Source organism: Sporosarcina sp. 6E9 (assembly GCF_017921835.1).
Classification (GTDB): domain Bacteria; phylum Bacillota; class Bacilli; order Bacillales_A; family Planococcaceae; genus Sporosarcina.
On sequence record NZ_JAGEMN010000013.1, the window covers coordinates 1 to 1,482 of the forward strand.

The window sequence follows — 1,482 nt, forward strand, 5'->3', positions numbered from 1 at the left end:
TGAACTGAACCCCGAAAAGCGGACACTTTAAAAAAGACCCCTTTCGGGGTTTTTTCTATGGAAAAAACCCGCTATACTAGACTTAACTTGAAGGAGCGGGAAAATACTATGAGTAAAATCCATTTCAATGAACACCAACGAAAAATATTGGAAATGAATCCAAATGTCGCCTCTGTGTCTGATCGAGCAATTCAATATTCACCGGCATTTAAAATACAGGCCGTTAAAGATAATCGGGCTGGAAAAGGTCCTACCCAAATCTTTATAGAAAACGGGTTTGATATAGAGATGATTGGAAGAGAACGTGTGAATAGTGCTTTGAAAGGATGGAGAAAAACATTTCAAACGTATGGAGAAGATGGCTTTTTGGAAGAGCGTCGAGGAAAAGGAAGCGTCGGACGCCCATCAACACAGCGCTTATCGGCTGAAAAGAAATTGGAGAAAGCCGAAGCGCGTATTAAATATTTAGAAGCGGAAAATGAGCTTTTAAAAAAGCTAGAGGTACTAGAAAGGATGGCGATGAAACGCAAGTAGCCCCACATGAAAAATACGAGGTAATCTATGAGGTCATTCGTAAACACGGACTTCAAAATTGTGTTTCAGTCCTATGTAAAGAAGCAAATGTCAGTCGAAGTGGCTATTATGACTGGTTACAAAACATGGAAAAACATGAAATTCGAGAAAATAATGACTATGAGGATTATCTTTTTTTAAAGTGCATCTACGATGCATTCAAAGGGAAAATTGGTTACCGCAGGATTTATATGAAGGTATGCGAACTGCTTGAAACACCGATAAATCCGAAGAAAATACGTCGCCTTATGCGCAAATATAACTTTTTTGCGAAAGTCCGACGTGCCAATCCTTACAAAAACATTGCCAAAGCGACTCAGGAACACAAAACATTACCAAACATATTGAAACGTAAATTCACCCAAGACGAACCAGGTAAGGTGCTCTTAACTGATATTACCTATTTCAAATATCATGGAAAAACAGCGTATCTCTCTTGCGTAAAGGACGTCGCAACGCGCGAAATTCTCGCATATGAATTATCAAGTACTCTCAAGATGTCGATTGTTTACAAGACTCTCAAGAAATTAAACGACAAGATAGCAGGAAATGTACATCCGGAAGCAATGATTCACTCTGATCAAGGATTTCACTATACGCATCCAGAATTTCAAAAACGTGTAAGAAAAATGAAGTTGAAGCAATCTATGTCTCGGAGAGGCAACTGCCTTGATAACGCGCCAATGGAATCTTTCTTCGGTCACATGAAGGATGAATTGGACTATAAAGAAGCAAAGAACTTTGGAGAATTAAAACAAATGATTGATCAATATATGATTTATTACAACGAATCAAGAAGACAATGGAATCTAAAAAAGATGACTCCGATTGAATATCGAAGCCATCTTATAGCTGCCTAAAAAGCAGCCGGTCTTTTATTAAACTGTCCGAAATTTAGGGCGCAGTTCA

General features: G+C 38.5%; 1 protein-coding gene. It reads left to right on the forward strand.

What is annotated here, in order from left to right; translation table 11 throughout:
- Positions 1–108 precede the first annotated feature (108 nt).
- Positions 109–1,433 (forward strand): IS3 family transposase gene (locus J4G36_RS18220; protein WP_210471842.1). Its coding sequence is split into 2 segments (ribosomal slippage): positions 109–487 and positions 487–1,433, totalling 1,326 coding nucleotides; the frame shifts between segments, so codons are not numbered across the junction.
- Positions 1,434–1,482 lie beyond the last annotated feature (49 nt).